The sequence below is a fragment of the Nocardia sp. CA-145437 genome (genome assembly GCF_050956485.1).
In the GTDB taxonomy this organism is placed as follows: Bacteria; Actinomycetota; Actinomycetes; order Mycobacteriales; family Mycobacteriaceae; genus Nocardia.
The window spans coordinates 4674812-4697828 of the sequence record NZ_CP191204.1 but is presented as its reverse complement, the minus strand read 5'-3'; the positions used below and the strand labels follow the sequence as shown (position 1 = coordinate 4697828).

Annotated in this window: 24 protein-coding genes; 8 read left to right on the top strand and 16 right to left on the bottom strand. The window is 68.1% G+C overall.

What is annotated here, in order from left to right:
• Window positions 1-212 precede the first annotated feature (212 nt).
• The gene (locus ACQPYY_RS21885; protein WP_433590807.1) at window positions 213-1415 is read right to left on the bottom strand and encodes a cytochrome P450; all 1203 of its coding nucleotides are present in this window, start codon (window positions 1413-1415) and stop codon (window positions 213-215) included.
• Between the two features lie 161 nt (window positions 1416-1576).
• On the opposite strand from ACQPYY_RS21885, the gene ACQPYY_RS21880 reads away from it, so the two are divergent.
• Window positions 1577-2365: an SDR family NAD(P)-dependent oxidoreductase gene (locus ACQPYY_RS21880; protein ID WP_433590806.1), complete on the top strand. Its 789-nt coding sequence runs from the start codon at window positions 1577-1579 to the stop codon at window positions 2363-2365.
• Between the two features lie 12 nt (window positions 2366-2377).
• Here ACQPYY_RS21880 and ACQPYY_RS21875 read toward each other — a convergent pair whose 3' ends face one another.
• Window positions 2378-2956, bottom strand: a complete 579-nt coding sequence (locus ACQPYY_RS21875; RefSeq protein ID WP_379104732.1) for a TetR/AcrR family transcriptional regulator — start codon at window positions 2954-2956, stop codon at window positions 2378-2380.
• A gap of 64 nt (window positions 2957-3020) precedes the next feature.
• Window positions 3021-4193, bottom strand: a complete 1173-nt coding sequence (locus tag ACQPYY_RS21870; RefSeq protein WP_433590805.1) for a cytochrome P450 family protein — start codon at window positions 4191-4193, stop codon at window positions 3021-3023.
• Window positions 4194-4747: 554 nt separating this feature from the next.
• Between ACQPYY_RS21870 and ACQPYY_RS21865 the strand changes: the two genes are divergently transcribed.
• Window positions 4748-4990, top strand: a complete 243-nt coding sequence (locus tag ACQPYY_RS21865; protein ID WP_433590804.1) for a hypothetical protein — start codon at window positions 4748-4750, stop codon at window positions 4988-4990.
• Between the two features lie 23 nt (window positions 4991-5013).
• Window positions 5014-5859 (top strand): 4,5-DOPA dioxygenase extradiol, encoded by an 846-nt coding sequence (gene ygiD / locus ACQPYY_RS21860; protein WP_433594699.1) that lies wholly within the window; start codon window positions 5014-5016, stop codon window positions 5857-5859.
• Between the two features lie 6 nt (window positions 5860-5865).
• On the opposite strand, the gene ACQPYY_RS21855 is transcribed toward ygiD, so the two are convergent.
• From ACQPYY_RS21855 to ACQPYY_RS21830, 6 genes are all read right to left on the bottom strand, one after another.
• The gene (locus ACQPYY_RS21855; protein ID WP_433590803.1) at window positions 5866-6705 is read right to left on the bottom strand and encodes an IclR family transcriptional regulator; all 840 of its coding nucleotides are present in this window, start codon (window positions 6703-6705) and stop codon (window positions 5866-5868) included.
• A 93-nt stretch (window positions 6706-6798) separates the two neighbouring features.
• Window positions 6799-7992: an AI-2E family transporter gene (locus ACQPYY_RS21850; RefSeq protein ID WP_433590802.1), complete on the bottom strand. Its 1194-nt coding sequence runs from the start codon at window positions 7990-7992 to the stop codon at window positions 6799-6801.
• A gap of 85 nt (window positions 7993-8077) precedes the next feature.
• The gene (locus tag ACQPYY_RS21845) at window positions 8078-8944 is read right to left on the bottom strand and encodes an alpha/beta fold hydrolase (protein WP_433590801.1); all 867 of its coding nucleotides are present in this window, start codon (window positions 8942-8944) and stop codon (window positions 8078-8080) included.
• Window positions 8945-9074: 130 nt separating this feature from the next.
• Window positions 9075-11006 (bottom strand): peptidase, encoded by a 1932-nt coding sequence (locus ACQPYY_RS21840; RefSeq protein WP_433590800.1) that lies wholly within the window; start codon window positions 11004-11006, stop codon window positions 9075-9077.
• 43 nt (window positions 11007-11049) lie between these two features.
• Window positions 11050-11988, bottom strand: a complete 939-nt coding sequence (locus tag ACQPYY_RS21835; protein ID WP_433590799.1) for a M56 family metallopeptidase — start codon at window positions 11986-11988, stop codon at window positions 11050-11052.
• Window positions 11985-12350 carry a BlaI/MecI/CopY family transcriptional regulator gene (locus ACQPYY_RS21830; RefSeq protein ID WP_433590798.1) on the bottom strand — a complete coding sequence of 122 codons (366 nt, stop codon included), beginning with the start codon at window positions 12348-12350 and terminating at the stop codon, window positions 11985-11987. Before ACQPYY_RS21830 ends, ACQPYY_RS21835 begins: the two co-directional genes overlap by 4 nt.
• A 114-nt stretch (window positions 12351-12464) precedes the next feature.
• On the opposite strand from ACQPYY_RS21830, the gene ACQPYY_RS21825 reads away from it, so the two are divergent.
• Window positions 12465-13769: a family 1 glycosylhydrolase gene (locus ACQPYY_RS21825; RefSeq protein ID WP_433590797.1), complete on the top strand. Its 1305-nt coding sequence runs from the start codon at window positions 12465-12467 to the stop codon at window positions 13767-13769.
• Here ACQPYY_RS21825 and ACQPYY_RS21820 read toward each other — a convergent pair.
• From ACQPYY_RS21820 to ACQPYY_RS21805, 4 genes are all read right to left on the bottom strand, one after another.
• Window positions 13750-14262, bottom strand: a complete 513-nt coding sequence (locus ACQPYY_RS21820) for a hypothetical protein (RefSeq protein WP_357287231.1) — start codon at window positions 14260-14262, stop codon at window positions 13750-13752. The genes ACQPYY_RS21825 and ACQPYY_RS21820 overlap by 20 nt on opposite strands.
• A 61-nt stretch (window positions 14263-14323) precedes the next feature.
• Window positions 14324-14578 (bottom strand): three-helix bundle dimerization domain-containing protein, encoded by a 255-nt coding sequence (locus tag ACQPYY_RS21815; RefSeq protein ID WP_433590796.1) that lies wholly within the window; start codon window positions 14576-14578, stop codon window positions 14324-14326.
• A gap of 296 nt (window positions 14579-14874) precedes the next feature.
• On the bottom strand, window positions 14875-15465 hold the full coding sequence (locus tag ACQPYY_RS21810; protein WP_433594698.1) for an Rv1733c family protein: 591 nt from the start codon (window positions 15463-15465) through the stop codon (window positions 14875-14877).
• A 137-nt stretch (window positions 15466-15602) separates the two neighbouring features.
• Entirely contained in the window at window positions 15603-15989 is a 387-nt protein-coding gene (locus tag ACQPYY_RS21805; RefSeq protein WP_433590795.1) for a hypothetical protein, read from the bottom strand.
• Between the two features lie 420 nt (window positions 15990-16409).
• Between ACQPYY_RS21805 and ACQPYY_RS21800 the strand changes: the two genes are divergently transcribed.
• The 3 genes from ACQPYY_RS21800 to ACQPYY_RS21790 all read left to right on the top strand — a co-directional run bounded on the left by ACQPYY_RS21800 (window position 16410) and on the right by ACQPYY_RS21790 (window position 19413).
• The gene (locus ACQPYY_RS21800) at window positions 16410-17633 is read left to right on the top strand and encodes an oxygenase MpaB family protein (RefSeq protein ID WP_433590794.1); all 1224 of its coding nucleotides are present in this window, start codon (window positions 16410-16412) and stop codon (window positions 17631-17633) included.
• A 125-nt stretch (window positions 17634-17758) separates the two neighbouring features.
• Entirely contained in the window at window positions 17759-18454 is a 696-nt protein-coding gene (locus ACQPYY_RS21795) for a TetR/AcrR family transcriptional regulator (protein ID WP_433590793.1), read from the top strand.
• Window positions 18455-18483: 29 nt separating this feature from the next.
• On the top strand, window positions 18484-19413 hold the full coding sequence (locus ACQPYY_RS21790; RefSeq protein WP_433590792.1) for a LysR family transcriptional regulator: 930 nt from the start codon (window positions 18484-18486) through the stop codon (window positions 19411-19413).
• A gap of 1 nt (window position 19414) precedes the next feature.
• On the opposite strand, the gene ACQPYY_RS21785 is transcribed toward ACQPYY_RS21790, so the two are convergent.
• The gene (locus ACQPYY_RS21785; protein WP_433590791.1) at window positions 19415-20575 is read right to left on the bottom strand and encodes a hypothetical protein; all 1161 of its coding nucleotides are present in this window, start codon (window positions 20573-20575) and stop codon (window positions 19415-19417) included.
• A gap of 139 nt (window positions 20576-20714) precedes the next feature.
• On the opposite strand from ACQPYY_RS21785, the gene ACQPYY_RS21780 reads away from it, so the two are divergent.
• Entirely contained in the window at window positions 20715-21179 is a 465-nt protein-coding gene (locus tag ACQPYY_RS21780; RefSeq protein ID WP_433590790.1) for a hypothetical protein, read from the top strand.
• 23 nt (window positions 21180-21202) lie between these two features.
• On the opposite strand, the gene ACQPYY_RS21775 is transcribed toward ACQPYY_RS21780, so the two are convergent.
• On the bottom strand, window positions 21203-22462 hold the full coding sequence (locus tag ACQPYY_RS21775) for a lipase family protein (RefSeq protein ID WP_433590789.1): 1260 nt from the start codon (window positions 22460-22462) through the stop codon (window positions 21203-21205).
• A gap of 103 nt (window positions 22463-22565) precedes the next feature.
• On the bottom strand, window positions 22566-22958 hold the full coding sequence (locus ACQPYY_RS21770; RefSeq protein WP_379104690.1) for a nitroreductase/quinone reductase family protein: 393 nt from the start codon (window positions 22956-22958) through the stop codon (window positions 22566-22568).
• Between the last annotated feature and the right edge of the window lie 59 nt (window positions 22959-23017).

The window sequence follows — 23017 nt, the reverse complement described above, 5'->3', positions numbered from 1 at the left end:
GTCATCTGACCCGCAACGTCATGGCAACACGCTATCGGGACCTGGCTGATGCTGTCAATGTGAGCCGTCACTCTCAACAGCCTTGCAGCTCAGAGCGATTCAGTCCCGGTGCGGCGGTGTGATCTGGGCGGGGGGACAGACTGGTCTGTCAATGCCGTTGTCGCGCTGCGATAAGTCGGATTTATCGTATTGGGCAGCGTGTATTCAGGTGGCTACCAGGCCACCGGAAGCGCCTTCGGGCCACGCAGCAGCATGCCCTTCTTCCATTCGACGGCGTCCGCCGGGACCGCCAGGCGCAATTGCGGATATCGGTGTAGCATCGCGGTGAGCGTGACATCCAGTTCGAGGCGGGCCAGCTGCGCGCCGACGCAGTGATGGAATCCGTGGCCGAAAGTCAAGTGTGAGTTGTGATGCCGGGTCAGATCCAGGGTGCCGGGATCGGGAAACACCGTCTCGTCGCGGTTGGCGGCCTGCAGATCGACGAAGACCGATTCCCCCGCGCGGATCACCGTGCCCGAGAGTTCGATGTCCTCGGTGGCGATGCGGGGGAACGCGCCGCCGTTGCCGACCTGGATGTAGCGCAGCAGCTCCTCGATGGCGGTCGGGACCAGCCCGGGATCGGCGTGCAGCCGGTCCCATTCGCCCGGTTCGGTGAGCAGCACGTAGGTGAAGTTGGCGATCTGGTTCGCCGTGGTCTCGTGCCCGGCGACCAGCAGGGTGATGCCGAGGGTGATCAGCTCCTCCTCGCTGAGCCGATCCTCGTTGTCCCGAGCCGCCACCAGCGCGCCGAGCAAGTCGTCGGCCGGTCGTTCGCGGCGTACGGCGATCTGCTCGGTCAGATACCCCGCGACGGCGGCGTACGCCATCGCGCGCTCCATGTCGGTGACCGCGGTGGTGGACATGATCGCGTCGGAGAAATCGCGGAAGCGATGCTGGTCTTGCGGTGGGACGCCGAGCATTTCGCAGATGACGGTGACCGGCAGCGGCAACGCCAGCGCCTCGACGAGATCGGCGGGCGAGCCCGCGGCCTCCATGGCGGAGAGCAGCTCGTCGACGATGCGTTCGGCGCGCGGGCGCAGCTGCTGGACCCGGCGCGAGGTGAACGCGGTCATGGTGAGTTTGCGGAGCCGGGTCAGCTCCGGTGGGTCCATGCTGGTCGGAATGTTCGGCAGCGCAGGCGTTTCCCGCACCCGTGGCACATCCATCCGGCCCACCGTGGCGGCGCGGCTGAAGCGGGGGTCGCTGAGCACCGAGCGCACATCCGCGTAGCGGGTGACGAGCCAGGCCTCGCCGCCATACGGCAGCAGGATGCGCGAAATCGGTTCCTCGCGTTGGAGTTTCGCCGCGAGCGGCGGCGGATCGAGCCGGATCGGCTCCCCGAACGGGTAGGGGCGGGCTTCGGTGTGTGTGGTCACGCGGTACTCCCTGTTTTTGGGACGTGACCTTAGTTGTCCGCGCACCCTCGCGCCTCGCCGAACGACGTCTCGCTGTGCGTTCGGCTTCGGCCGCACCCATAGACTCGGCCACGGCGCGAGCCACGCCCGCGCGGTCGTCCCCCTGCGAAGGAGTGTCGCTCGTGAACATCGATCTGACCGGCAGAACCGCACTCGTCACCGGCTCCACCCAGGGCATCGGGCTGGCCATCGCCGCCGGACTGGCCCGTAGCGGAGCGCGCGTCGCCGTCAACGGCCGCACCGCCGACCGGGTCGAATCCGCGGTCGCCGAACTGCGGCTCACCGGGGCCGACGCGCACGGCGTCACCGCCGACGTCGTCACCGCCGAGGGCGTGGATCGACTGCTGAACGAATTGCCCGCCGTCGACATCCTGGTGAACAACCTCGGGATCTTCGGGGCCGTGCCCGCGCGGGAGATCACCGATGCGCAGTGGCGCACCTACTTCGAGGTCAATGTGCTGGCCGCGGCCCGGCTGATCCGCACCTATCTGCCGGGCATGATCGACCGGGGCTGGGGTCGCGCGCTGCAGATCGCCAGCGACTCGGCCATCGTGATTCCCGAGGAGATGATCCACTACGGCGTGTCCAAGACGGCGCTTCTGGCGCTGTCTCGCGGGTTCGCGAAAGACGCTGCCGGAACCGGGGTTACGGTCAACTCGGTCATCGCCGGGCCGACGCACACCGCCGGGGTGGAGGACTTCGTCTACCAGCTGGTGGACCCCGCGCTGCCGTGGGATCAAGCGCAGCGGGAGTTCATGCGCGCCCACCGGCCGCAATCACTGATCCAGCGACTCATCGAGCCCGAGGAGATCGCGAACATGGTGGTCTATCTCAGCTCCCCGTTCGCCTCGGCCACCACGGGTGGCGCACTGCGGGTCGACGGCGGCTATGTCGACTCGATCCTCCCGTAGACCGCGCGCCCGCTAGCCCGACAGCGCCGCGAGGTACGGGGCCACCAGCTCCCGCGCCCGCGCGTCGACCACCGTCGGTTCGGTGCCCGCCTCGACCATCCGGGTCGCGGCGTGCACGATCGCGTTCACCAGCTCGGCCGTCAGCTCTGGATCGGCCGCGCCCAACTCCTCCAGCGCGGCCGTGAGCGGTGTGGTGAGCCCGTCGTGCAACTGCCGTGCGCGCCCGGCCATATCGTTGTTCGGCAGGGCGGACGCGAGCGCCCGCGCCACGGCGTGCTCGCCCTCCACCACGAGATCGATATTGGCGGTGATGTATTCGAGCACCCGCGCCGCCGGGTTCGCGGCCCGGCCCATCTGCTCGGCGATGCGCGCACTCCAGCGCGGGAACGCGTCCTCCAGCACCGCGATCAGCAGGTCGTCGCGCGACTTGAAGTACTGGTAGACGCTGGGCCGCGCGAGCCCGGTCCGTGTCGCGACCTCGGTCAGCGTGGGCACCTGCCCGGCCGTCAGCACATCGCGCGCCGCGTCGAGCAGCGCGCGCCGCTGGGCCGCGTGGTGTTCGGCGACGGTCGCCGCCCGGATCTTCGGCACAGCGCCGGGTCCTCCTCGCCGGATCGGGTGAATGGTCCCGACAGTGTCCCATCCACCCGATCGGTCAGCGGCAGGTGACCGGCAGTTCGCTGAGACCGTGGATGACCAGACTCGGCCGCCACCGCAACCGCTCGCGCTCGGTGACGGTGAGTGCGGGGAACCGCGCGAGCAGCCGGGCCACGGCGATATCGGCCTCGAGCCGCGCCAGCGGGGCGCCCAGGCAGAAGTGGGCTCCGTAGCCGAAGGCGATGTGGTGATTGTCGATTCGGTCGGCCTGAAAGGTGTGCGGCTCGTCGAAGCGGGTGTGGTCGCGATTGCCCGCGCCGAGGGACACCATGAGCAACTCCCCGGGCTCGATGCGGACCTCACCGAGGGTGAGCGGCGCCGTCGTGTAGCGGAAGGTGGCGATATTGACCGGGCTGTGGAATCGCAGGACCTCCTCCCGGAAAGTCTTGGCGGCCACCGGATCCGTGGCGATCCGGGTCCGGGCTCCGGGATCGTCGGGCAGTTCGAGAACACAGCCGCCGATGAGGTTCACCGTCGTCTCGTGTCCGGCGATGAGCAGCAGCAGGGCATTGGACCGAAGCTCGTCGGAGGTGAGCCGGTCGCCTTCCGCGGTGGCGCGGATCAATGCCGACAGCACATCGGTCCCGCCATCGGCCCGGTGCCCGGCGATCAGATCGTCGAGGTATTTCGCCAATTGGGCGTTGGCATCGGCCTTCGACTCGTGACTCCGCGCACTGACCAGTTCGCTCGACCAGCGCTGGAAGTCGGAGCGGTCGGCGGCGGGCACGCCGAGCAGTTCGCAGATGACGGTGATCGGCAGCGGGAAGGCGAACTCCCGCAGCAGATCCACTGTCGTGCCGGGCGTGATGGCATCGAGCAGCTCGTCGGCGATCGCGGGGATCCGTGGCGCCAGGGCGGCGACGGCGGCAGGGGTGAACGCCCGATCGACCAGCTTGCGCATCCGGGTGTGGTGCGGCGGATCGGCATTGAGCATGTGCCGGCTGTTGCCCGGATCCGCGACGGTCGCACCCGCCACCAACCGATTGTCGTCGGCCACCGCGTGCAGGTTCTTACTGACCGTCGGGTCGCTCAGCACCTGCCGCGCGGTGGCGTAATCCGTGACGAGCCAACCGATCACGCCGTGCGGGAACCGCACGTGATGGACCGGACCGAGCTCGCGTAGCCGCTCGTAGGTCGCGTGCGGGTCCTGGAAGAACTCATCGGTCAACACGATCGGCCGCTCGTCGATCAAGACAACCCCCGGAGGTGAATGCGTCCGCAGCGGAGAACCGGTCCGCGACAGGGACGGACCTGTGACACAGGATAGGCGCTGGTCGGCCGTCCCGTCGGCGGTTGTGGCGCGTTGCGGCGGGAATCGGAGGCGCATGGGGCACGATGACGAGAATCGGTGATTGCTGAGTTGTTGCCAGTCTGTTCGTGGGAAGGCGGGATCGCTGTGATCAGTGCGGCCTCGGAGGCGGTTTCGGGGAACCCGGCCCCATTCACCTGGGTGACCGCGGTGTCCATGCTCGTGTTCTGTGCGATCCTCTGGGTGATCGTCGATTACATGCGGGTGCACCCGCGTCCGGCGACCTGGGTGTGGGGGCTGTCGCTGCTGACGTTCCCGCTGTGGATCTGGGGCCCGGGGCACGATATCGGGCTGGTGAACTGGTTCTCCTGGGCCAAGATCCTGTCGGTGCTGATACCGCTGACCATCGTCGGGTTGATGCGCGTCGCGGTCGCCGAGCAGCGGGTGGGGCGGTTCTGGGACATCCTGCGCAATCAGTGCTCACCGTGCCGTACCTGTTCTGGTACACCTGGCAGCTCGAATCCGACCGGTCGTTCATCTCCTTCCGTCGCGGCAGGGCCCGCGAGGAGTTCGTCCGGCTGCACGGCGACACCATCGACCAGCTGATGGACATCAACCTCTCGCTCGACGCCGCTGTCGACGCCCACGGCCGGACCCGCACCCGCGGACCGCAACCCGCGCGGCCCACCCCGGTGCCCGAGGTCGGTGACCCGCGATGACCGCCGCCGATCCGGCCGCCCGGATGCCCGCCGCGTTCCTCGGCCACGGCAGCCCGATGAACGCGCTGGAGAGCAACCGGTACACCCAGGCGTGGGAGGCGTTCGGCCGCAGCGTGCCCCGCCCGCGCGCCATCCTCATCGTGTCCGCGCACTGGTACATCAACGCGACCGCGGTGACGGTGATGCCGTACCCGCGCACCATCCACGATTTCTACGGTTTCCCGCCCGAACTGTTCGCCGTCCAGTACCCCGCGCCCGGGCTGCCCGCATTGTTCGAGGAGGTCAGCGAGGCGGTCAAACCGAACTGGGTCGGCGCGGACACCGACAGCTGGGGCATCGACCATGGTTCCTGGTCGGTGCTGCGGCACGCCTTCCCCGACGCCGACATCCCGGTCGTGCAGCTGAGCATCAATGCCGACAAGCCCCTCGAATACCATCTCGAGCTCGGCATCCGGCTGCACGCGTTGCGCGAGAGCGGAATTCTCATCGTCGGCAGCGGCAATGTGGTGCACAATCTGCGCGGCATCGACCCCAGCCGCCCCGACACCGGCTTCGACTGGGCCCGCCGCTTCGACGAGGCCGCCCAGAACCTCATGCTGAACCAGCCCGCGGACATTCTCGCGCTGACCGACCAGCGGGACTACTCCCTCGCGGTGCCGACCCCCGACCACTTCATCCCGCTGCTGTATCTCGCGGGATTGGCCGCCGCGGGGTCCGAGGACACCGAGACACTGGTCGACGGCTACAGCTACGGCTCGCTGTCGATGACGGCCTATTCGCTCGGAATCTCCTGCCCGGGAGCCGATTCCGGCTCTGGCGCGGCCGCCGAACTGCCCGACGGCATTCCGGCCGACGGCACCAACAGCTGAACGGCCTCAGGCCAGCCGGGCGCGCGTCCGCAACGGGGGTTCGAGCGGCTCGGCCCCCATCGACCCGTCGGCGAACATCTCCGCGGCGGTGCGGCGGGCGGCGGTGAACACCAGCGGCGCGATCCGCCGCAGTTCGAGCTCACCCCGGGTGGCCAGCGAGATCGCGGCGACCGGCCCGTCCGGACCCAGCACCGGCACGGCGACGGCGCTGATCCCCATCTCGCACGTGGTCCCGAGCGAGATCGCCAGCCCATTGCGCTGCCGCACCCGATACAGATCGGCCTGGATCGCCCGCCGGCGCGCGATCGGCCGAATGGCGGAGCTGCGCAACGGAAGTCGCAACACCCGGTCCGCGTCCTCGGGATCCATCGAGGCCAGCAGCGCCAGCCCGCACACCGTCTGCGTCGCGTCCAGCCGCGCCCCGACCCGCGACGGAATCGATGCCGCGTACGGTCCGCCCACCTTGTCCAGATAGTGGACGGCATTGCCCTCGAGCACCGCCAGATGCGCGACCGCTCCCGTCGCCACGTGCAGATCCGACAAGGCCGCCGACGCTGCGGCTCGAATGTCCTCGAAGTCGGTGATCCGCGCGAGCCGCCGCGTTCGGGCTCCCAGGCGGTACCCCTGCTCGTCGTGCACGAGCCACTCCAGTTCGGTCAACTGGCACGCGAGCCGGAAGGTGGTGGATCGCGGCAGCCCGGTCCGATCGGTGATGTCCTCGAGCCGCAGGCATTCCCGCCCACTGTCGAACGCGTCCAGAATGGCCGACATCCGCTCGATGACCCCGGAGCGCGATTCCCGAATGGCGGTGTCGCCGCCGACGGGCGGCTGGTCCGTCACCGTCATGCACAGTCCTCTCACCAAGCTTCGCTCCACCGCAGCGTACGACGCGGGCGAGCCGGGCGGAATACGAGCCGACCGATTGGTCGGGGCGAGCGTTCAGTCGTGCGCGGTCGGCGCCGGCTTCTCCACGTCGTAGCGGCGGACGTAGGCGGACAGGAAGGCCTGCGCCGTGGCCGTGACCGGGATCGCCAGCAGGGCGCCGGTCGCGCCGAACAGGGCCGCGCCCGCCAGGACCGCGCCGAAGGCGACGGCGGGGTGCATGTCGAGGGTGGTGGCGGTGATCCGGGGCTGCAGGACGTAGTTCTCGAATTGCTGGTAGACGACGATGAATCCGAGGATCCACAGGGCCGTGCGCGGCTCGTGGGCGAGGGCGACCAGGACCGGGAGCGCGCCCGCGAGGTAGGTGCCGACGGTCGGAATGAACTGGGAGACGACGCCGACCCACAGCGCCAGGGCGAAGGCGGACGGGATGCCGAGGACTCGCATGGCGGCGTAATGGGCCAGCGCCGAGCAGGCCGCGAGCAGGGCGCGGGAGTACAGGTAGCCGCCGGTCTTGTCGACCGCGATGTCCCAGGCGCGCAACACGTGCCGCTGGCGCTGCGGCGGCAGCAGGGAGCAGACGGCGTTGCGGAAGCGCGGGCCATCGGCGGCGAAGTAGAAGGTGAACAGCAGGACGCCCAGGCCTTGGAACAGTACGCCGAGCGCGGTGGTGCCGATGCCCCACACATCGTCGGCGAGGTCCAGCGCCCAGGTCTGGAGTTTGGCGCTGAGCTCCGAGGTGCGGTCGGTGATGTCGGCGACCGAGAGGTCGGTGTGGAAGGTGTCGTTGATCCAGGTGACCACGCTCTGGGTATCGTGCGGCAGATTCTTGATCAGGGACGACACCTGCCCGACCACCAATTCGCCCATGGTCCAGACGAATCCGACCAGCACCGCGGTCACGATCGCGAACACCGCGCCGGTCGCCGCCCCGCGCTTCCAGCCGCGCGCGGCCAGCCAGTTCACCGCGGGCTCGATGGCGAAGGCCAGGAACAGCGACACCACCAGCACGGTCAGCAGCCCTTGCAGCCGGGTCAGCGCCCAGAAGGTCACCACGATGCCCGCGACCGTGGCCGCCGCCAGCAGATACGCGCGCGGCAGCCAGGCGGGAATCACCGAGGCCACCAGGGCGTCGGGACGGACGCCCGCGTCGTCGGCGTCCTGGACCTTCGCGTCGGTGTCCTCGGATTTCGCGCCGGTGTCCTGGGCGTTGGTCTCGCCGTCTCCGGCGGGGGATTTCTCAGCGGCCACACCGCCAACCTAGCGTCGACCCGCCTCGCGGGTCCGGCCGCGCCGTCGCGTGTTGCCGGTAAATACGGCGGCGCGGCCACGGCGGTCAGGACACCGTGCGGGTGAGGAATTCCCGGATCAGTGCGGCGATCTCGGGGCCGTGGGTCTCCAGGGCGAAGTGGCCCGCGTCGAGCAGGTGCAGCTCGGCGTCGGGCAGGTCGCGCAGATAGGCGCGGGCGCCGTCGGCCCCGAAGATCTCGTCGTGTTCGCCCCAGGTGATCAGCACCGGCGGGCGGTGTTCGGCGAAGTACTTCTGGAACGCCGGGTAGCCGTCCAGGTTGAACTGGTAGTCCCAGAACAGCTGGAGCTGAATCTCCTTGTTGCCCGGGCGATCCAGATAGGCCTGATCGATGGTCCAGCTGTCCGGGCTGACCAGGTTCTGCCGATCGGCCGGGACCCCGTGCAGGTACTGCCACCGCGTCGCATCGGCCTCGAGCAGCTTCCGGACGCCCGGCTCGTGGGCGGCGCGGTCCTTGGCGTGCGCGAAGAGGATGTCCCAGAACGGGGTGAAGCCCTCGAGGTAGGCGTTGCCGCTCTGGGTGATGATCGCGGTGACGCGCTCGGGATGGGCGGAGGCGATGCGCAGCCCGATCGGCGCGCCGTAGTCGTGGATGTAGAGGGCGAATCGGTCGAGGCCGAGCGCGTCGAGCAGGCCCTCGGTGATCTCGGCGAGTTTGTCGAAGCTGTAGTCGAATTCGTGCACCTGCGGCATGGCCGAGCGGCCGAAGCCGATGTGGTCGGGCGCGATCAGGTGGAAGTCGTCGCCCAGGTCGCGCAGCAGGGTGCGGAACATGGCCGAGCTGCTGGGGAATCCGTGCAGCAGCACGAGAGTGGGCTTGGACGGGTCGCCCGCCTCGCGGTAGAAGACGGGCAGGCCCTGGATCTCGATGGTGTGGTGGCGCACGGCGGTCATGTTCTCGGCCTTCCAATTTCGTACCGATCAGTCTTTCTAACCGGTTATCGATTGATAGAAGGTTAGAAGTATCGGGTATGTTCCGCCGCGCGCCGAATTCGCCGCGTGATCGCCGTCACGCTCCGGCGATTTACCTCCTGACCTGCGACCACAACCGCAGATAGACCTCCGCGCCGTGGAAGACGTCGGTCATGACCTCCGGTCCGCCGAGCACCCGGACCGCCTCGAGCCAGTCAGCGTAGGTGCCGTAGGTCGCGGTGCCGTCGGTGTTGATGTCGAAAGTCCGCTCGCCCCAGCGTTCCCGGTCGAAGGTCACCGCGCCGTCGTGGGAGGTGAAGGGGTACTGGATCACGCCCGCGCCCAGCGGCGCGCCCTGGCCGCCGAGTCCGTTCATGTCCGAGCCGAACCCGAATCCGAAATCGCCGGTGGGACGCCGCATCGCCCGGGCCTCCCTCCAGGCCTTGACGAATCCCGCGGGCCCGCCCGCGTACGGGGTGGCGAATCCGCCTACGGCGTAGACGCGTTGGGTGGTGCGCTCGGAATCCCAGCCGTGCGAGGACAACACGCCCGGATAGCGCCGCGCCTCGATGATCGACATGACCTCGTCCGCGGTGGCCTCGCTCAGGTGATCGATCTCGATCAGGAAGCCCTGGTCGATCATCGTGTTGATCAGGTATCGGCCCAGCTCGGTCAGTCCGCGTGCGTTGCAGTGCGTTCCGGACGGGTACAGGGGGAGGGGAGCGCCGCCGAGCAGGGGACCGGTGAGCTTGGCCAAGAGCTGATTGATATCACCGGCGATCGGCACCGACGGTTGCGGACTGTCGTGGCCGGGGCCGGTGCAGGGCTGCACATTCCAGAAGGTGCCGGTCTGCAGGAAGTTTCCGGCGTTGACCAGCAGGCCGGTGGTATTGCTGTCCATCTTGGTGCCGCCGAAGGCGTTGTCGAACTTGTGGACCGGGAAGAAGCTGCTGACGCCGAGCGCGCGCAATTCGCCCAGCCAGCGGTCGACATCGGCGGTGCCGCACTTGGGTTGGCCGAGGAAGACGCCGCAGCCCATCGGGTCGGACAGTTCCATGCCGAGGATCACCGCGAGCTTGCCCGACGCCGCCACCTGACGCGCTTGCGCGGGATCGGTGACGATGCGGAAGAAGCCCTGACCGGGGCCGCCGGCCTGCGCGTCGATGTAGTCCTGGAGCGCGCGCATGTCCGCGGCCTGGGTGCGCACGGAAGTCATGTCGTCGCACGGGTTCCGGCGGTCGGTCATGATCGTGCACAGCGATTCGTTGTCGACCAGGTCCACGGTCATCACCCGCAAGCCCGCCTTCCAGCTGCGCTGGATGCTGGTCCAGTAGGTGCCCTCGGTGCTGAGCTTGGAGGGTTTGGGCCAGTCCCGGAAGGTGGGCCACCCGGCGGTGTCGGATGTGCGGGGCCCGCCGTAATCGAGGAAATCGGCGACCAGGCCGTTGGATCCGGTGCGGTCGGACGCGCAGTCGGGCAGCGCGTAGGTCACGCCGTAGGGATGCCACGGGCGGCCGCAATGGAAGTCGCCGCCCAGGAATTCGTAGGCGGAGACGTGCACGTGCGCGTCGATGGTGCCGATGATCGAGCCGTCCGCGCCGACGCTCGGGCCGGGCGTGCCGGTGGCGCTGTCCTGGGCTTCGGGGAAGTCCGCGCAGCCGGTGTCGGGGACGAACGTGGCCGGGGTGCTGGTCTTGGTCGCGGCGTTCGAGAGCGTGAATCCGGTTGCGCCGGAACCGTCCACCTTCCAGACCGCGGTGACCGACGGATTCTTCGCGGGGTGGATCGAGCCCGCCGAGGCGTCGACGACCTCCTTGGTCCGTCCGTACAGCAGGTACTCGCCGAGCGTGGTCGCGTGCATCCGGAACGGTCCCGCGGCCGGCGCCAGCGGTCCGCTCGGTGTGTCGATGCGGTAGCAGCCGTTGACCAGGGAGTAGCGGGTCTGCGACGGATCGGGGGTGGGGTCAGCGGTCGCGAAACCGGTGCCGGGGCCGAGGGTTCCCGCGGCCAGCAGAACCGTGGCGAGGGCTGGTAGGTACTTCACGCGGACGAAAATACTATGCAGCATAGTTTTTCGCGGGTGAATCTCAGATCGTGATCACGGCGGCGACCGCGGTGATCAATCCGATGGCGACGACCGACGCCGCCGGAGCCAGCAGCATCGTCCCGACGACCAGGAGCAGCGCGCGGCGGCGCGCGGCGGAGCGGGATTCCGGTGGGGCCGAGAGGCATTGCAGTCGCGAGTCCAGCGACGTGTCGACCAGGTCCAGCGCGGTCGTCGTGCGGGCGGCGACCGTCCGCAACGCGGCCGCGAGGGCGTGTGGGCCGGCCTCGGCCGCGGCCGCGCGGTCGGCGGCGAATTCGATCAGGGTGGTCATGGCCGCCGGTGCGGCGGCGAACAACGGGATCCACGGGAACGCGCGGGCGAAAACCTGGCAGACGCCGAGGATCCGGTGATGGAATCCGCGCAGATGCGCGTGCTCGTGGGCGAGCACCGCCCGCCACTGCGCCTCGGTCAGGCACTGCGCGAGACCGTCGGTGACCACGACGTACCCGCCGCGGCCCGCGACGCTGTAGGCCAGCGGCGCCGGATGCTCGAGCCACACCAGGTCCGCGCGGACGGCATCGGCGCGGCCCAGCACCTCGACCAGTTCATTGTGCTTGCGGCGCAGGGCCGCTCCGCGTTCCCGATGCCCGAGGGCGATCCGGGCCAGCTGACCGGTCGGAGCGGTGAAGCCGATCGCGGTCACCGGCGCGATCAGCCCCGCCGTCCAGGTGACGACGATCGGTTCGAGCGCGCCCAGACATGTCAGCGCACTGCCGACGAAGGTCTCACCCGGTGGATAGCCGGGCCACGCCAACGCGATCAACGCCAGCGCCAGGTACCCGAGCGCGGCGGCGAACGCGCCGAGCCAGGCCGCCATCCCGAGGACAGGTGCGGCGCTGAAATCGATGCGGGACAGCGCCGCCGGGGCGGCCACCGCGACCGCGACGGCCGCCACCAGCAGGGCCGCGATCAGGATCACCGGCGGTGCTCGTCGTCGGACAGGCCCCGCCGCAGCGCCTCGACCTCGCGGGCGCTGGCGGTGCGGGCCAGATGCAGGAGTACCGCGGGCGCGTCGGGGCTGGCGTCGAGAATTTCGCGCAGCAGATCGGTGGTCGCCTCGGCGCGCGTGCGGCTGGGGCGATAGCGGTAGGAGCGCCCGACCTTCTCGCGCAGCAGCCACTGCTTTTCCCACAGGTGGGTCAATACCGTCAATACCGTGGTGTACGCGGGAACTCGCTGGTCGTCGCTGAGCCGGTCGACGACGTCGTGAACCGACAGCGCCTCGGAACTGTCCCACAGCACGGCCATCACCCGGCTCTCGAGCGCGCCCAGTCCTTTCATCACCCTCCTCGGTTCGCCCGCCAATCTACTATTCGCCATAGTTTCCCGAGGGGTGATACCCATCCTCTATCGGAATGCCACGGAAACGGCTCTCCGACAGGTACTCTCGATGCGGTGGGACAACGTGTGCTGTTCTCGCTCGTCTGTATCGTTCTGGCGACCTGGGGTGTGGTCGCCACGCCCGGTAAGGCCACCGCCGATTCGTGGTTACCGCCGGTGGGCGGGAATTTCCTCTGGGGCGTGTCCAGTTCCGGATTCCAGAGCGAAGGCTTTGCGCCGGACAGCAATTGGAGCCGGTACGCCGGATCCGGTCGCGCCGAGGGATACGGGAACTCCGTCGACTTCCTGCATCGATACGGCGAGGATATTCAGAATGCGGCCGACTTGGGTGTCGGCGTCTATCGCGTGAGCGTGGAATGGGCGCGCGTGCAACCCAGTCCGGGCGAATGGGATTTCTCCTTCTACGACAGCATGATTGCGCGAATTCGCGGCGCCGGAATGCGGCCGATGATCACCCTCGACCACTGGGTGTTCCCGGGCTGGGCGGTCGATCGCGGAGGCTGGCGCAATCCGGGGATGATCGAGGATTGGCTCACCAATGCCCGTGCGGTGGTGGACCGTTACGCGAGCGCCGACCCGCTGTGGGTCACCTTCAACGAGCCGCTTGCCTATGTCGGCAAAGAGCAGGAGATCGGCGATATCGGCGCGGGCGACGTGGTGCCCATGATCGATCGGATGGTCGCGGCGCACCGCGCGATCTACGACCACATCCACGCCCGGCAGGGCGGCGCGATGGTCACCAGCAATATCGCCTTCACCTCGGTCGGCGCGGACCAGGCCGACGCCTCCTTCATCGACCGGATCGCGGACAAGATCGACTATGTCGGCGTCGACTACTACTACGGCGGATCGCTGAGCAACCCGCCGAATGTGCTCGCGCAGCTCACCAATCAGCCCTCGCCTCTCATCCTGGAGCCCGACGGCATCTACTACGCGCTGCGCCGCTACGCCCACCGCTTCCCGGGCCGCCCCCTCTACATCGTCGAGAACGGCATGCCCACCTACGGCGGATCGGCCACCACCGACGGCATGACCCGCGCCGACAATCTGCGCGACACCGTCTACTGGGTGCAACGCGCCAAGGCCGACGGCATGAACGTCATCGGCTACAACTACTGGAGCATCACCGACAACTACGAGTGGGGCAGTTACGCACCGCGTTTCGGCCTGTACACCGTGGACGTGACCAGCGACCCCGGTCTGTCCCGCCGCCCCACGCCCGCGGTTCCGGCGTTCCGGGATATCGCCCTGTCGGGCGGTGTCCCCGCGGGCTATGTACCCACCCGGGCCCCGGCCCTGTGCTCCATCCAGGACCTGCCCTCCAGCTGCGTCAACCCCGTCACCGCGCCGGGTCGCTGACCCAGTCCCCGTCGTGGGCGTTCAACTCGTGCCGCATCGTCTGCCGGAGCCGATCCAGAGCCCGAAGGAACGGCTCGTGGACCGCGTGCCACTCCGGTGAACCAGCGGGCCGGCGCCCGACGGTCATGCTGGTCTCGATCAGGGCCTCCCGGATATCGCGCAGCTTCCGATACGCCTCCGCGGCGTCCTCCCGGACTGCCCGGGCCGCCACCAGATCCAGCTCGTACCCCACCGCCACCAAGGCGAAGGACCGGAAGGCCGCGGTCACGGCCTCCCGGTCCAATGGTGTCGGCTCGTGCAATCCCAACGCCTGCATGGCGGTATCGGTCTGCACGAGTGTGGTCAGGTACTTCACGTAGATCTCACGCTTGGTGTCACCGAACCGCTGGGACTTCTCCCGGCGCGCCCGCGTCGTATCGATCGCGAGCGTGGTGGCGGCCCCGACGACCGCCCCTCCCAGCGTCCCGACGACCGCCAGCCATTCCAATGCCACAACTGCCCCCGGTCGCCTGGAATCGCGCCGGATCTCGGCCCGGCGCCCTCTCCGAAGGAGTCTAGGCCCTGGTGGGGGTACGGAGCAGAGCGTCGAGATCCATTGCGGCCGTGGCATAGTCCATGCGCCGGTGCAGATGGCGTTCGGAGATCCGTTCCACCAGCAGGGGAATGAACTCGCGGACACGGTGGCCCTCGAAATCGCGATGGACCCCGTGCACGACCTCCCCGATGAACCGCACCGTCAAATCGGGAAACCGAGCGGCCAACCGCGCGACGAGTTCACTGATCTGCTGCTCTTCGTCGGAATGCGTCATGCCTCCAGCCCTCCTGCATCGCGGTGTTCGAGCCGGCACCCGTACCGCCCTGCGGGTGACCGGCGAAGTGGACAACGGCCCGGAGCCCTGCAGCTCCGGACCGTGCCCCTCGATTGTTACGGCACCCAAACGAGCATTTCCTCCGCAAATCACTATTTGGCACTGGTTGTCAGCGACTAGGCACAGTGAAAGGAGCAAATGTAAGTACATCTGCAACAGTGACTTTCACGCACACTTCGCGCGGAATGTGGAATTTCCTCCGCAATGCCAGAAAAAGGCTGGTTAACGGCTGGTTCCTAGGCCCGCCCGGGGTGGTTGGGCCCGATGGTGGGCGAGATCTTCCGCCATTCCTCGGCCCAGTCGGCGCTGTGCCGCCGTGCCAGGAACCGGTCGGCGCACCAGGCGAGCAGTGCCGCGCCACAGGCGGCCGCGAGGACGATGAGGACCCCCGTGCTGACGCCCTGGGCCACGGCGTCGGAGTCGGACCGGGGCGGGGTGGTGGCCTGCCCGGTGGCGTCGACCCAGTGCACGACCTTGTCACCCCGCTCGGCGGTCCCCGGCACGTCGACGAGCGCGATATTGGTCTGGCCGTGGGCATTCCACTGCACCATGGCCTGCGGCGGACCGGGCGCCACACTCTGGCCCGCCGCGCGGGGGAGCCGGATCGGATCGGAGACGACGGTGGCCGTGACCGAGGTCTTGGTCGCGTTGGCGGCGTGGATGCGGGCGGCGGCGCCATCGGCGGTCCTGATCCCGGCGGTGATCGCGACCGGAACGCACGCCGCGACCAGCAGCGCGGCGAGCATGCGCCACGTCGCCTGGAATCGATCGGACCGTCGCATCAGCCGGTTCCGGCTCCAGGGAGCCGTCCGGCAGATTCGCCGCACGAGCTTCCGCACGTTGGCGCGTTACCCCGTGGCGGCCGCCCGAAACGGTCGTGGCGGGGTCAATCCTGGGCGCGACGCCTCGTGGAGCGACCATTCCCCGCAAGAAACATGCGGGTCCGGGATCGTCGCCGGTGAACTCAGAAGCTGCCCAAGGGGTCCTGGTTGTCGAAGATGTATTTGTCGCCGTTGTACCAGGTGACGATGATCGAGGAAGTCTCCTCGGGCTCCTGCCGGCAATAGGAGACGCCGGGGAAGGGGAGGGACGAGGATTCTCCGCATTGGTAGGCGTAATCGTCGGCGAGCTTCTGTGTCTCGAAGCGCTGCCCGAGGCCGCCGTAGCTGCCGGGGACCCAAATGGAGTCGGGTCCGGTGAACACCCACAGAATGCTGCCGAACAGCCAGGCGTAGAAGAGGTAGGTGGCGGCGACCGCGCCCGCGCAGAGCACGATGAACCGCCTGGTGCGGCGTCGGCGAGTTTTCTGTTCCCGGAACGGGTAGGAGCCTGAATCGGAACTGTCCATCATGTGGTCCTCCTCAGTCGGAGAGATGACATGTTCAGGCGTATTGATCAAATCTACCGTGATCGAGTTCGAGAGTCTCTAGTGAATTCGAATGGGCTGCACGCGAGAGTATTTCGAACAGCGGTCGTCCGGCATTTATTCGGACGACCGATTTATTCGATAATCGCGGCCGGATCGGCCCGCCGCCCTATCGTCGCCGAAAACCGCTGAGCGGCAAGGCGACCGGTCCGCTGCGGCCCGCCGACCCCAGATCGAGGTGGTTGAGCAGGTTCTGGATGACGACGTACGGGTTCATCGGCTGATCCTTCTTCCGGAGATCCGCGGCAGGTGGTTGTGACTGCCGTCACGGTGTGGTCTCATCAAGATACACAGATACGCGAACTGTGTCTGTGTATCAGGCCCGATCGAAGAGGATTCACGGCTATGGATGCACACCGTCTGAGCAGGCGCGACGCATTGAGGACAGGAAGCGGTCTACTGGGAGTCGTCGGCGCCATGGCGCTGACGCCTCGTACCGTGCGCGCGGAGCCCTGGAAGTGGTCGCCCGCCGATTCGGTGGTCGGCGTGGGCGGCGGCGCGGACCCGATGACCGTCTACGACCCCGACGCCGACTCCGTGCTGGCCGACATCATCGACCACGCCGACGTACCGCAGATCAACCGGCTGCTGGCGACCTGGATCTACAACGATCAACCCCTGCCCGCCGGACTGCCGAAGTCTCTGGCGGACTTCATCGAGGACGCGCGGCAGTTACCGTCCTGGACCGACCAGGGCAAGCTGGCCAGCTCGTTCGAATTCACCAAGAAGCGGGGGACCTACCTGGGCGTGCTGTACGCGTTCGCCAGCGGCATGATGTCGACGGTCATTCCGCACGAGGCGCGGGCGGTGTACTACTCGCGCGGCGGGTCGCATCTCAAGGAGCGCATCGCCAAGACCGCGAAGTTCGGGTACGACATCGGCACGGTGAATGCCTATGGCGAGGGCGGTGAAATGGTCGTCACCTGCGTGAAGACCCGGATCATCCACGCGTCGGTGCGGCATCTGCTGCCGCAGTCGCCACACTGGCCGTCGGATGTCACGCCGATCAGCCAGGAGGACATGATGGTCACCTGGCACAGTCTCGCCACCACCATCATGCGCACCCTGACCGCGTGGAAGCTGCCCATCCCGGCCGCGGAATCGGCTGGCTACCTGCACAGCTGGCAGTTGGCGGCGCACCTGCTCGGTATCCGCGACGAGTACATCCCGGCGACCTGGAACCAGGCCGACGCGCAGGCCGCTCAGCAGCTCGACCCGATCCTCGCCCCGACCGCCGAAGGCACCGATCTGGCGCATCAGCTGCTCAATCTGGGCGCGGATCTCGACCTGACGCTGCTCAGTCACGGCATTCTGGGCGCGTTCACCCGATTCATCATGGGGGACAAGGTCGCCGACTGGCTCGCCATTCCGCGGGAGCCGGTGTGGAGCCCGCTGCTGGAGGTCGCGTGGGGTCCGTATGTCGCGGTCCGCGAGGGCGTGCTGTCGGTGGCTCCGGTGGTCGACGCGCCCTACTGGATGTTCGACGAGTTCCTGCGGCAGTTCGTGCTCTGGTACATGGCCGAGTTGCGGATGCCGTTGAGTATCGAAATCCCGCTGACCAACCGGTGATTCACCTGCCGGTCCGGGGCAGCGCGCACTGACGGGGACGGCGAGCCGCGGCTCGCCGTCGCCTGCGAGCGTCCGGATTCAAGGAAACAGCTAACGTATCGCTGTATCGGCAACGATGTGGAGACGTGAAACGCGATCAGGAGGACGCCGTGGAACCCGCGCCGCGCGCGAAGGGACTCCCGCTCGGCCAGTCCTTGATCGAACGCGCCTACCTGCAAGCGGTCGAACAGGTCGACGACACCGACAGTATGCGCACCCGCATCCTCGACGCGGCCGACGAGCAGTTCCGGCGCTGGGGTGTGCAGCGGTCGACGATGGAGGATGTCGCGCGGACCGCGGGGGTTTCGCGAATCACCGTCTACCGGCGCTTCAGCACCAAGGAAGAACTGGTGGAGCGCGTCATCCTGCGCGAATTCCGCCGGTACTTCGACACCTTCCTGGTCGATATCGCGGCGGCCGCCGATGTCGGGGAGCGGGTGGTCGTCGGGTTCGTGAGCTCGCTGCGCGCGCTGCGCGGCAATCCGCTGATCGGTGCCCTGATCACCGCCGAACCCGACTATTTCGTGAGTTCCCTGGTCGGCGACGGCGGCCGGGCGGTGGCCATGGTGCGGGAATTCGTGGCCCGTCAGCTCCGGCAGGAGCAACGGGCGGGCACCATCTCCCCGGATCTGCGGGTCGAGGTCGTCGCCGAACTGATGGTCCGAATCTGCGCTTCCTTCTTGGCGATTCCGAGTCAGGTCGTCGACATCGACGACGACGAGCAACTCGCGGCGATCGCCCGCCAATTCCTCCTCCCCATGCTCGACCCGCCGGGTCGGTAGCCCCGTACCGATCGATAGGGACGACCCGTATGGACCCGCGCGATATCGAACTGCGCGACATCGAGATCTTCTTGACGCTGTCCCAGGAACTGCATTTCGGCCGCACCGCCGAGCGGCTGTACCTCTCGCAGGCCCGCGTCAGCCAGGTGATCCGGAAACTCGAAAGCCGTATCGGCGGAAGGCTGTTCGACCGCTCCAGCCGCACCGTCTCGCTGACCCCGATCGGCCGCCGCCTGTTCGAGGACTTGCAGGTCAACTACCGCGACCTGTGCGCCAGCCTGGGTCGCGCCGAGCGGTCGGCGCGCTACGGCGACGACGGGCTGCTCCGGATCGGCGTGACCAGCAGCAGCCTCGAGGAAGTCCGCCCGCTGCTGGACACCTTCCAGGCTCGGCACCCGAATACGAGCGTGCACATCGAACACGTCCATTTCGGCAACCCCTTCGGCGCGCTGCGAGCCGACGAGATCGACATCCTGATCAGCTGGCTCCCCATCGAGGAACCCGATCTGATTGTCGGCCCGATTCTCTACGAGGAACCGTTCATGCTCCTCGTCGGCGCGAATCATCCCCTGGCAGAACGGGATTCGGCCACGTACGAAGATCTCGCCGACTACGGCGTCTTCGGCGCGGGCACCGACGCCGCCAATCAGCCTCCCGACTACTGGCAAAGCGCCATCACCCCCTTCACCACCCCCTCCGGCCGCACCATCTCCCGCGTCGCGTACGTCGACAACTTCCAGGACATGATCCTCCAGCTGGCCGCGGGTAAGGCCATCACACCGGTTCACGCCCACGCCAGTCGCCACTACGCGCGCCCCGACGTCACCTACATCCCCATGCCCGACGCCCCACCCGCGCGCTGGGCCCTGGTCTGGCGACGAGGCGCGGAATCCGACCTCACCCGCAGCCTCGCCGCCATCGCCACCGACTTCGTGAAGGACCGAGCGGCAGAGCGCTGACTCAGCGATGCCCGCCCGAGTGGTCGTGCGAGCAGGTGTCGGTGCGCCGGCCGTCGGGGCTGGTGGCCGCCTGGCCCGCACCATGACCCTCGAGCGCCGCGAACGGCCCGCACTGGTTCGCGGTGATCCACACATGAACCATCGGATTACCGGCACCGGGGTTGATCGAGGCGGGCGGGCAATTGCCCTGCGCATCGGTGACTCCGGCGACCTGCGGGCCACCGTCGCCGGCCTTCCAGCAGAGGTTGTCGTGAACATGCCACTGCATCAGCGCCCCGCCGTAGTTCACCAGATCCGGGTCGTCGATCTTCTTGCCCTTCGCGATGTACATCGCCGACACCAGGGTCCGATTGTCGCCGTCGACCCGATAGACCAGCGACTCCGGATGTTCGGCATCGAGGAACAGGTCATCGCGAAGGTAGGCCGTATTGATGAAGTGCTCGTACCCGGTGACCGAATCGCCGATGGACCGGTAGCCCAGCGCTCCGATGGCATGGACGTCGGCGAACGCGGGCAGGTCGTCCAGCGTGCTGCGAATCAACGCGGTCGCCCGCTGCTCCTGCGCGGCGGTCACACCCGGCACCCCGGACACATCGATCGGCTTCGCCGGATCCCACGGCCGCGGCCAAGCATTCCCGGTCCCATGGTCGTGAGCGGTGTGATCGCCGTCCGCATGGGAGTGATCCCCGGTGCCGTGGCTGTGCACGTGCCCGGCGCCGCCGAGCATCGCCGCGACAGCGAGAACTCCCGACAGCCCGGCAGCTGTCACCGCTTGCGGCACGCCCAGTTTCGCCTCGGGCCGCACCACCGCGACCGCGGCCCCGGCAATCGCGACCGCCCCCAGCGCGGCACAGGTGCTGTCCAGGAACTGCGGCGCCTCGGCCACGTCGAGCCCATCGGGCCACGGCAACCCCGCCAGCCGCGTATACGCCCAGACCGCCACGGCGACGACGTTGACCCCGATCACCATGATCGGCACAGCTTTCCGGGCACTCACCATCGCCACGAGCCCCACCGCGCATTGCGCCGCCGCCAGCACGACCATCAACCGCGCCAACGTCGCATGCTCGGTATGCAACCCCGCCGCGAACAGATGCAATGCCCCGGCCGCCACCGCCGCCACTCCTCCGAACAGTAGAAACCCATTCCGCACACCGGCCATATCCCGGGTCTCCCTTCATCCCGCGTGCACACTACGGGGCGGAGACCGACCCTTGAACCCTCCGACTCGTGAGGGATCTCTGTGGAACCGTGAACCCAGACGCCCCGGTGTCGGTTCGACCCCCCGGTACGATGCGCCCATGCTCGCCGCCTGCGGGGGATTTCTCCTGGCCATTCTCTGGATGGACCTGATTTTCGACACCCAGCTGTTCCGTCACCGCCACGAGCCCGAACTACCCGAGCACGTACTGGATTCCATCGCCGCCTACTACCGCCGAGCCACCACGACCTCCCGCCCGATGCCCCACCTGATCGCCGCCGTGATGGCAATCCTGCTCGGCGGCCTCGTCATCGAAACCATCCGCTGGCACGACCCGATCTGGCTGGCCCCACTGGCAACCGTGTCAGCCGCCGCCGCCATCGCCCCGGCCGTTGTTCGGACGGTCCCCAACGCGGTGCGCCTCGGTGCCCGCACGGACTCGCTCGCCGAACAATCACGCTTGGCCCGATCGATTCTGCGCGACCACCTTTCCAGCGCGGTCTTCATGCTCGTAGTCATCGTGCTGTGGAGCGCCCGAGGACCCTTGGCCGACCTGGTCCGCTGAGCGCGCCACTAACGGCCACACGATCAGGAGGCGGCGGCGCAGCCTCGGGCGGGTGGGCCGGAGGCGAAGCGGTCGCCGAGGTAGCGGAGAGCGCCGACGGCTTCGACCATGGCGGCGCCGCTGTGGCCGGGGATATTCGAGAAGTGTTGTGTGAGAGTCGATCCCATGGAGCAATAGCGGTTGATGAGGGCGTGGACGCCGGGGGTGGGGATCATTTCGTCGGCGTTGCTGTGGTACAGGTACAGCGGGACGTCCGGGGTGATCGCGCCCAGCTCCTGGCGTTGGGCGGCTGCCACGACCGTCGGGTGCGCGAAGAGGTCGGCTGCGAGGGAGTAGTCGCGGACATGTGTTCCCGAATAGGTCTGTAGCAGACCGGTTCCGCAGCGTTTGCCGACGTCGGCGAGCATGCCGGTGCTGCGTTTGTTGAGCAGGACCTCGATCTTCGCCTTCGGCTCGTTGCGGATCAGGGCCGCCGCGATCAGGAGGGCGAGGGCCGCTTTCGGGCCGCCGTCGGCCGCGCGGGCGATGGCGGGGATGTCGGCGGGGATGCCGCCCGCGGCGATGCCGGTCAGCGGCAGTTCCGGAGCGTAGGTGGCGCGGAGTTGCCCCGCCCACAGCGCCGCGTAGGCGCCGCCGGAATAGCCCCAGATCCCGGTCGGGCTGTCGGCGAGTCCGGTGGACGGGAAGCGGCGCGCGGCGCGGATCCCGTCGAGCAGGGCGTGGCCGGACATCACGCCGTCGAGGAATCTGGACTGCGGGCCCTCGTAATCGGGGATCACCAGCGCATAGCCGAGAAGCAACGGACCCACGAGAAACGGCAGGTCCAAGGTGGTTTGGCTGCCGATGTTGATGGGGGCGCGCAGAGTGGCGGAGGGAGCGCAGGCGGTGGTGAGAGCGTCTTCGGCGCTGGCGAAGGCCACCAGCGGCCGGGAACCGGGGCCCCGCCAGGGCGCGGTCGGTTCGATGACGGTGGCGATCGTGGTGATGGGCTTGTTCTCGGAATCCGTCGTCAGGTATTGGATTTGCCACACCGTCATGGGCAGCGGCGTCGACAACCCGAACAGCTTCACGCTGCGCCAGGCCAGCGGGTCCCCACTCTGGTGGGCGCCGAGGTCGGCGGGTGTGCTGTAGAAGGGATCGGGTTCGGGCACGGGCGCGGGTGCGGCCACCGCGGAGGAGATTGCGGTAGTGAACGCGAGAACGAGCGCGCCGAGGAACAGGGCGTGCCGGGCGGTCTTCTGCACAATGCCGCATGACGTGCGGCGCCTCATGGTCTTCCGCATCGCAAGCACAGTATCCGCTGTCTTGGCTGGTCAAGCGGTGCGGAAGCGGTGTGTCGCGCCGGGATTGTCCGGCGTGGGAGAGCCGCCCGGTCAGCCGCCGGTATCAGTCCAAATCAATGCGAACGGTCATCAGATCAGTCCCGACCACCCGCACCGCCGTGCTGTTCGCCCTCGGCAACGACCGCAGCCGCGCCACCGGATCGTCCTCCGGCATCAGGTGCGCGGTGCCGGTGAACCACCGCCCGCGAATCCGCAGCCGAACCCGATTGTCGGCTTCGATGTTCCGGATGTACTGCGACCGCCGCCCGAACTCCGACACGAACCAGAACACGCCGCCGCTGCGCCGTCCGCCGATCGGCGTGATCCGCGGCTGCCCGCTCACCCGCCCGGTCGTCTCCAGCAGCGTCTGGATCGGCAATCGCCCCAGGATCGGATTTCCCACTCTCCGTTGGAATCCCGTCACCACAGCATGCTGGATCTCGCGCCGGTCGGCCATGCCCCGACGTTAGCACCGCCGGTGCAGCCTGCGGCGGTGGCCGCAGGCTGGTGTCGGCG